The organism is Arthrobacter sp. 05N33_2 (genome assembly GCF_056397425.1).
This window is the reverse complement of the sequence record NZ_JBFTNJ010000097.1, coordinates 1-8730: the sequence shown is the minus strand read 5'-3', so window position 1 is coordinate 8730 and position 8730 is coordinate 1. Positions and strand designations below refer to the sequence as shown.

The following is an 8730-nucleotide window of genomic DNA, read 5'->3' as shown; positions in this document are numbered from 1 at the left end:
TAGCTGACCCGGACCCGGGGGTCCAGTCGTACGTAAATGATGTCGACCAGGAAGTTAGCTGCCAGCACGGCTGCGGTAATGGTGAGGAAGATGCCTTGGGTCAGCGGGTAGTCCAGCGCCTGGACAGAGGTCAGAAGCTGGTAGCCAATGCCCGGGTACGCGAACACGGTTTCGGTAAGGAGAGCGCCGCCGACGACGAAGCCAAGGGACATGCCGAACGACGTCACCGAAGGCAGCATGGCGTTGCGGGCCGCGTACTGGAACATGATCCGTGCCGGGCGGAGTCCCTTGGCCCGGGCCATCGTGATGTAGTCCTCGGCGGTGGTGGCGATCATCGTGTTACGCATCCCCAGCATCCACCCGCCGATGGAGACCAGAACGATGGTCAGGGCCGGGAGGACGAGATGCGCGGCTACGTCGCCGATGTATTCGAGGGAAAACGACGGGTTGAGGCCTGTGGAGAAGGCATGGTTCAGAGGCAGCCACCCGAGGGTTATCCCGAACAGATATAGAGCGGCCATGGCCAGCCAGAAGTAGGGAAATGATCCGACGAAAATCAGCAGCGGGGGAAAGACGGAATCCAGGAACTTTCCGCGCCGCCATGCTGCCAGAACGCCGAGGAGATTGCCCAGAATGACGGCAATAACCAGGGCGGTGCCGCCGAGCAGGAGGGTCCATCCGATTTGTGATGCGATCACTTCCGAAACGGGGGTGGGGAACCGGGAGAGCGAGATGCCCATGTCCCCGCGGAAGATGTTGCCGATGTACGCCAGATACTGCTCCCATAGCGGCCGGTCGTCCAGGCCGAAGAGCCGCCGGAGCGCATCCACCTGGTCGGGGCGCATCTGGGACTGTACCTGGGAGAACATTCGACTGACAGGGTCCCCGGGCATCAGCCTGGGGAGGAAGAAATTCAGGGTGATGCAGGCCCAGAAGGCGATGACGTAGAACCCCAGACGGCGGAGGAGGAATACCATGATTCCGCTTCTTTCTTGATGATTGTTGCGCCGCCCGGGGATCGGTCCGGGTCCGGCAGGTGGTAACGGTGCGGGGGCCGCATGTGCGGCGGACTTGGTGGCTGTCCGGGGCCGGTTGCCCCGGACAGCCACGAGATGGCTACTGCGCCGGCTTGAGCGAGGTCAGAACCAGCACGGTGGTGGCGGAGCGGACCGAAAGGGTCGCATACGGGTTATCGCTGCTGGGCCAGCCCGTGAATCGCTGGTCGGTGTAGGCGCCCCACGCCGGGCCGGAAAACAGCGGGATCACCGGGGCCGCGTCGTTGAAGCGGGCCTCCAGGGTGCCGACGAGGGTCTTCTGTGCTGCCGGGTCTGCCGTTGCCGCCATCTTGTCCAGGGTTGCGGTCGCTTCCGCGTCGCCAAAGCGGTGGTAGTTTTCGTTCGCCTTTTGCCCTGCCGGTACAACCACCTTCTGGGACATTACGCCGCGGTAGAACTCGTACGGGGACGCGCCGGCACTACTCCAGACGATGCCGCTGTCGAAGGATCCGTCGGTGTAGGAGGAGACGACCTGGGACCAGTCAGGGGAGYTGACTTCGACCTTAACRCCGAGTTTTTCCATGTTCTTGGAGATGATCTGRCCGACGGAGAGCCAGTCCGAAGATGCCGAGCCGACAGAGAACTTGAACTGGAACGGTTTGCCGTCCTTGAGGGTGCGGATGCCGTCGGCTCCCTTTTTGTAACCGGCGTCATCGAGCATCTGGTTGGCTTTGTCCACGTTCAGCTTGGTCCAGTCACATTTGTCGACGATGCTCTGGTCGCGCCAGCTATTGTAGGCGTCGCTGAGGCCGGTGCAGTCGGCCGGATGGGTGTAGCCCGCCATGCCCAGGCCGGTCACCTGATCGCGGTCCACGGCCATGCTGAGTGCTTTGCGGACGACGGAATCGTTAAAGGGAGCCTTGGTGGTGTTGAGCTGCCAGTTGATGGTGCCACCTATGGTGGGGTACCAGAAGTGGCGGTGGGCCGGATCCTTGTCGATAAAGGTTTTCTGGACGTTGGGGATGAACTGGTCGCTCCAATCCACATCGCCATTCTGCAGGGCGAGGTTGGCACCGGAGTTGCCGGCGAAGGCCAGCATCCTGATGCCGGTCAGCTGCTGCTTTTCCGGCTGCCAGTARTTGGGRTTCTTATCRAGYTCGAATGACTGTGYCTGGAAATGGGAGACCTGYGTGTAAGGACCCGTGCCGACCGGATTGTCGTTAGTGGCTTTTGCCGGGTCCGCGATCTGGGACCAGACATGCTTAGGGGCGATGACCTGCTGGCCGACTTCGTAAAGTCCGGGCGCGTAGGGCTTGTTGAAATCGAAGCGTACAGTGTGCGCATCTACGGCTGAGACCTTGGCCAAGTAGTCGAACCCGCCTTGGATCTTTTTCTGGAGCTCAAAGGTGTACACCACGTCATCGGCCGTCAGTGGCCGTCCGTCCGACCATTTGACCCCGTCGCGGAGGGTGAACGTCGCTCCCTTGCCGTCTTCGTCTGCCTTCCACGAAGCGCCGAGCCAGGGCACGGGTTCGCCCTTGACGGGGTTGACGATCAGCAGTGGCTCGAAGACCGACTGCTGCGTCATAGGCAGCGCCCTCGGGGAGAACGGGTTGAAGTTGCTGGTGAACGTTGCGGTGTCCTCCCGGGGGATGGTCAGGAGCCCGCTGGAGGCGCTTCCGCCGTTTGCTGTGCTTCCAGCTGTGTTTCCGGCGCTGCATCCGGTGAGAGTCAGGGCGCCGATCGCAAGTGTGGCTGCAACAACGGTCAGTGATCTTTTGGGGTTGATTTTGGGCATGAGGGAGCTCGTTTCGTCAGTGAAAGGGAGATGGGGTTAGCGGGTGGTGGACGTCAGGAGGGGCAGGCGCACGGATGTACGCTCCACCAGAGGGCATTCGACAATGTGTTGGAGCGGTGTTAGATCGCGGTTCGCTGCCAGTTTGGCCAGCAGCGCGACGCCGGTTGCCCCCATTTGCCGGAATGGCAGTGCGACAGTCGTCAGGCTGGGTCGCAGGTAGCTGGCGATAACTTCCTGGTTGTCGAAGCCAACCACGGAGATATCTTCCCCAATACGAAACCCTCGTTCTTTGATGGCGTCGTATGCGCCCATGGCCATACGGTCAGTGGCGCAGAAGATGGCCGTAGGCGGCACCGCGCTGTCAAGGAGGGAGGATGCCGCACGGTAGCCCTGGTCTGCCTCGCCGTCCTCGTTGATGATCAACTTCTCATCCAGGCCCATACCTGCCTGGTCCAGAGCGCGGATGTAACCGGCCCGGCGGCCGATGGCTGCTGGAATTACGGGATCAAGGTTGATGAGCCCTATCCGGTCGTGTCCGGCCCCGATGAGCCTCATAGTGGCGGCGTAGCCGCCCTGAGCCTCGTCAGGAATGACGGAATGGAGGGTGGCCGCTTCGTCAAAGCAGTGAACCAGGACCGTCGGCACCTCGTCTGCGACAGCCGGCAGCCGGACGCCCCTATGCCAGCTTGTTGCATAGATCAGACCCTCGACACGGTGCTCGAGCATCGTTTCGATTGCCTGCCGGTCGGCGTCACTGCTGCCGTCGGTGCTGGCGATCAGTAGTGTTTTACCCTCCCGCGCGGCCTGTTCCTCGGCGCCTCGGACGATGTCGGCGGCATAAGGCGCCGTAACAATTTCCGTGATCAGCCCGTAGAGCTTGGTGTGTTTGGCTGCCAGCGCTCGGGCTCCAGCGTTCGGGCGGTAGCCCAGTTCGGTCACGGCCCGGTGGACGCGGTCACGGGTTTCTTGTGGAATTCCGTTTCCCGTTCCGCCGTTTAGGACAAAGGAAACCGTCGTCCGAGAGACTCCGACATGGTTCGCGACATCCTGCATTGTCACTTTGGCCTGCCGAGGGTTCGTCTTCATTGACCGTCCGATGTCTAGTAATAAGGGCTGAACTTTGGATGAGAGTCTAGCTAAATCTACTGATGCGCGTTACTAACGCGCGTAAGTAGATGTGAGATAGAACATATCCCGCGTTGGGTTGGAGTGTCAAGCAGCGTGCGGAGGGTTGTCGGCGCCCTGTCGGATCTTCTGGGTGAACGAGAGAAAATCGCACTAGATAATCGAATCCCGCGAGACAAGTGGCGGGCCGGATATCCGCCGCCCTTGGCTCCCGACCCGTCCGGGTCGACTGGGCTGAACTCGAATTTCAGCCGGCGGCCTAGCCTTGACGCGACTCGATATCGGCCATAAGCGGGCTCTCCCCGCGGTCGAAGGAGCTAGGGTGAGGCTTCGTCCTGATCCGTGGAATTGGCCAATTTGGGGTGTGTACAAAGTACACACTTTGGGCTTCGGATCGGTTCGTACTGGTGCCGGATCGGGCCGGATTCCGCATGTTTCCGGGAGTTCCCAGTGTTTGCTAGGGCTGGAATGTAGTTCGAGTCCCACCTCGGGCACGTGTTTTCCCTGTTCAGGGGCTTGTGAGCCTCTGAGTGTGCACAAACTGTTCACTGATGGGCCCCTGCGGGGGCCCTTTTTCGTTGGTGGCCGTTTCTGTAGCCGGGTGGCTCCTTTTCTTGATTTCCGGCAGCGGTGATGCTGCCTACTCGTTCATGGCCCGGAGTGCCGCTAACTGCATGACTGAACGCTGGCTGGGGGAGATGTGCTGCCTTTGCTGGTTTGCATTTCTTGATGTCATGACTGTTCATGGCGACGTTCCCAGGCATGTGCATGACTTGGTGCGACTTGTTGACGGTCAGGCGGCTAGCGCTTCCTTGAGCTCGGCGCGTGCCCGGTCGGCACGGGCGAGTCCCTGGTCGGTGAACGTCTTCTCCGATGACAGTCCAAGAGCAACGAGGGCATTCTTCCGGGCGGTAGGTCTTGGTCGTTCGTGGATACGCGGGCGCATCCGATGAGGAGCCCGGTCATAGTTTTGGATGTACCGTTTAGCCCCCCATCACCGGGCATTTTGCGGGAAGGTCTTACGGGAATCGACTGGCCCCACAACGCGGCGATCGTGATCCGGAAATTTTGGGTTGTGGTTGCTCCGGTGAGGGACCGGCTTACGGCAGGTTCGGGCACCTGTACCCCCCTGTTGTCGGAGATGGCCGGTAGATTCGCTTGGTATGCAACAGGGCTTCACGTTGAAGGACTTCAAATGACCAACACTCTGCTCGGCTCCTTGAGGGAGCAAATCCTGGACGAATCAGAACCTCTGGCAGGGCTCCTGCGCAAGTGCCTGCTGCTCGGTGCCGAAACCGGCTCTGAGTCATTGAGGCAATGGGCAAGATACGAGCTCTCTGGATATGACGACGACGCTGAAGTCCCCAGCTACCGGGTGCTGCCCTCGCCACCGATAACGGTGAGCTCAATTAGTGGCAATACCTGGGCCAAAGGTCAAACGTTCAATCGGCTCCAATTGCCTGTAGAGGCCCAGAAGGGCGTGCCGGAGTCATTTCCACTCCGTCAGCCCATCGAAGAGCTGGAGAGTCTCGCCGGGAGCTCTTCGATCTCCTTTTCCAGCACGGGCCTGGCCTATGCCCAAACCATTTGGAACGATGAGCTTGGCCCATTCCAGCAAATCCTGAGCATGTCTTACTCGCTTCCCGGGTCGATGCTCACAGGGATTCTAGGTCAGATCAGAACGCAACTCGTCGACGTCGTTGCCGACCTGACTGCAGAGACTCCGCTGACGGAGTTGCCAAGAAAACAAGCTGTGGACGCAGCCGTGGGCCAGCACATCGGTACGCAGTACAACACCACGATTCAGACCGCAAACGGTCCTACTGCCATCGGTTCGAAGGCAAAAGCCAAGGCCGAGGGGTTGAGTGTCGACGACGCGATCAGGCTGCTCGACGTCGTTCAGTCCACGGCAAAGGGAGTAGCTGACGACGAGAACCGATCTGAACTGATTGCGGCGGTCGAGGAACTCCGGGCAGCAACCCAGCAGGAAACGCCGAATACCGGCGACGTGGTGAAGAAAGCAGGCAAACTAAACGCCATCGCCGCACTGATTGGCGCTCCGGCCGTCAGCGCAGCCGTCAGTGGTGCGGTAGAAACAATCACTACGCTGGCGCTCTCCGGCGCCTTCGGGTGATCAACGGGCAAGCTGCAAACACGGCCGTTGAAGGATCCCCTTACGGACACCTGAAGGGGTCGCCGCATCTGGATCCCCTGTGTCTCATAACCTCAGTGCCTCGAAACCCTAGCGTTTCAAGACAGTCGGCAGGAGTCGACAACGGACGTGACTGCCGGTGCGGGCCGCGTTCCCACCGGCAGCCGAAGTCAGTGAGGGTGACATTTAGCGCTGCAAAAAGACCGCCATTTATCGTAGAAATTCACAGCTGCGAAACGGCGGTACAAGTTGTTGTCTCAGAAGTCCTCAAGGAAACCCGGACTGCGACGACAGGGGCATTTGATGAAACTCGGCTAAAGGTGCCCACAAGGTGCCGTCGAGATAGACATGCCGGAAGTTCTGGGACTGGAATGCCCACCAGAAATTAGTGGCAGGACCGACAGGGACGGTGATCGCGTGTCCTTCGTTGAACTGGTCATGCCTTATTCATACCGGAAAACGCAAGGGCGCCTGAGGATCCTGCAAAGGGTCTGCGCCAACCGGGGTGCCCTGCTCTGTCGTAGCAGCGGGCTCGAATCGTCAACGGTTCCTGATGGCGCCGTCGGCGGACGGCAGGTAGATTGACCGCCAGGTGACAATGGGCGTGGTGGTGGGGGGATCTTCGTTGCAGCTGGTGGCGTACATCAATGGTGAGCGAGTCGATGCGACTGAGATGGCTCATCGGCCGTGGCGTGATCTGGTGAAACATCCGCGCTATGCGGAGCTGGTGCTGATTGAATGCGGGCTGCGGGCCAAACGGGTGACCTCCCACATGGGCCGCCAGTACTTCGCCCATTACCCGAGCCTTGAGTGCCCCGTCGTGCACAAGTCGGAGTCGCCCCAGCACCTGGCCATGAAGCAGGCGCTGAAGGACAGGATCAACGCGGCCCCGGGGTGGACCGCGGAGGTGGAGGCCGCTCATCCCGAGCGGGCCTGGACTGCCGACGTCTTGGCCACTAACACGGACGGCCGGCGGCTTGCGTTCGAAGTCCAGCTCTCGCAGCAGACCGAGGAAGAGTTCGTGCGCCGGTCCCAGCGTTACGTGGACGATCGCATCGGCCCGGTGTGGGTTGTCCCCAAAGACTTCGATTGGTTCCGGGTGCAGCTGCCGATGATCGTAACGGGCTTCGGCAAGGCCAGCGACCTGCCCGGGAATCCTGCTGAATTGATGGAGCTGCTCGACCACCAGCCGCTCATCGGAAAGATGGCCCGGTCCGGGGCGATAGTGGACGCGGTCCTGCAACCAAGATTCAAGTGGCCTCACGGGACGCCACGGCACCAGTGGGACACCATCCAGCGACTGGAGGCTGAGCGCGCCGAAGCCGCGGAGGCCGCCAGGGTGAAGGCTGCTCAGGAGGCCAAAGCGAGACAGCTCGTGGGCCAGGAGGAGGTGGAACGCAAGGTGGAAAGGGACTCGCTGTTCGCGGTTCAAGCTGTGGCACCGGACGTCGGGGCTGTACCCGCAGTTAGGGCGGGGATGAATGTGTGGGCGAGCATCGTCAGCTGTTCTGGCTCCGGCCACCCTTTCCTCATCTGGCGGCTGCTGGAGCCGCCGGCGAGGATTGATCTTCGCCCATACCGGCCGGGCCCTGAAAGCCTGGACCGTGTCCTTGTCCCGGTCGAGGCCTGGCTTCAGGCCGCTGGCGGCTCGCTGGTCCGAGGCAAATTGGTCACCGTGAACCGACCCGGTAAGCCTCTGGGGTTCGCATGCCCTACATGCAACGACCTGGTCCAGGGGCGGTGGGTGTCTTCGATACCAAATTCGAAGTGGTCAGCAATTGCCGAACGTAGCCAGGCGGAGGTTGACGTTCCCAAGCCGCCGGAACCGGGCGCGCGCCCTGGGCCGCCAAGGGAGCAAACCTTCAGGCCTCAGACGGTGCACCGGCCGGCGCGCATTGAGGAAGGCCACCCGGAGTTCATCGGCCCGCGGCCCCGGGCCCTCTGGATGTCTGAGGCCAGGGACGCGACCGAGATCGCCGCACGCCAGGCGGCCAAAGATGCCAGGGCGGCACGACTGCGGGAGATCAGCGAGAACCCACGCTACATCGGCAGCGCCAACGGATTCAGGTTCCAGTGCAGTGACTGCGGCGGAACTTTCGAAGACGACAACGAGGGCATCCACGCGAACGCCAAGTGTCTGGCGCGTGGCGGCAGCAACCCGGCTGGCAGTTGGCGATGACGGGCGGTCGTGAAAGGGTCGCACCCATGAAGCCGATCATCCTGCTCGACCTCGACGGCGTTCACAACCCGGCACGCTAAGTGCTGTTCCTTGACGAGGCTGTCAAGGCTAACACCCTGCGCTAGTCCAAGCCCAGACCTGGGCCAAGCCACTGTTAGGCTCCCTGTGTGAGTAAGAGCAGCCCCGGTCCTCGTCAATACACCAGTGCCACTGTGCGTGCGCTCTACGCCCTTTCAGGGACGACGTGCTACTACCCCGACTGCCCACGCTCGGTGGTCACCTTCATCGATGATGAGCCTTTTACTGAGGTTCAAATTGCACACATCCGAGCTGCAAGCCCGGACGGTCCTCGCTATGACCCAAACATGACGGATAACGAGCGCAGAGCCTTTGCAAACCTGATCCTGCTTTGTAAGCCTCACCATGACCTCGTAGACAAGCGCCACCCGGACCGCTACTCCGTCGAGACACTGGTGGAGTG

6 protein-coding genes are annotated in these 8730 nt (G+C 61.2%); 3 read left to right on the top strand and 3 right to left on the bottom strand.

The window, feature by feature from the left end:
- From AC1DHX_RS19605 to AC1DHX_RS19595, 3 genes are all read right to left on the bottom strand, one after another.
- A partial coding sequence (locus AC1DHX_RS19605) for an ABC transporter permease (RefSeq protein ID WP_364746433.1) occupies positions 1–977 on the bottom strand: 977 nt, incomplete at its 3' end.
- A gap of 139 nt (positions 978–1116) precedes the next feature.
- Positions 1117–2793, bottom strand: coding sequence for an ABC transporter substrate-binding protein (locus AC1DHX_RS19600; protein WP_476900380.1), 1677 nt, complete (start codon positions 2791–2793; stop codon positions 1117–1119).
- A 36-nt stretch (positions 2794–2829) separates the two neighbouring features.
- On the bottom strand, positions 2830–3879 hold the full coding sequence (locus AC1DHX_RS19595; RefSeq protein WP_476860278.1) for a LacI family DNA-binding transcriptional regulator: 1050 nt from the start codon (positions 3877–3879) through the stop codon (positions 2830–2832).
- A gap of 1234 nt (positions 3880–5113) precedes the next feature.
- On the opposite strand from AC1DHX_RS19595, the gene AC1DHX_RS19590 reads away from it, so the two are divergent.
- The 3 genes from AC1DHX_RS19590 to AC1DHX_RS19580 form a co-directional block, all read left to right on the top strand.
- On the top strand, positions 5114–6052 hold the full coding sequence (locus AC1DHX_RS19590; RefSeq protein ID WP_476860279.1) for an AbiTii domain-containing protein: 939 nt from the start codon (positions 5114–5116) through the stop codon (positions 6050–6052).
- A gap of 616 nt (positions 6053–6668) precedes the next feature.
- Positions 6669–8249 (top strand): competence protein CoiA, encoded by a 1581-nt coding sequence (locus AC1DHX_RS19585; protein ID WP_476860293.1) that lies wholly within the window; start codon positions 6669–6671, stop codon positions 8247–8249.
- Between the two features lie 167 nt (positions 8250–8416).
- On the top strand, positions 8417–8730 hold a 314-nt coding region (locus AC1DHX_RS19580; protein ID WP_476900379.1), incomplete at its 3' end, for a hypothetical protein.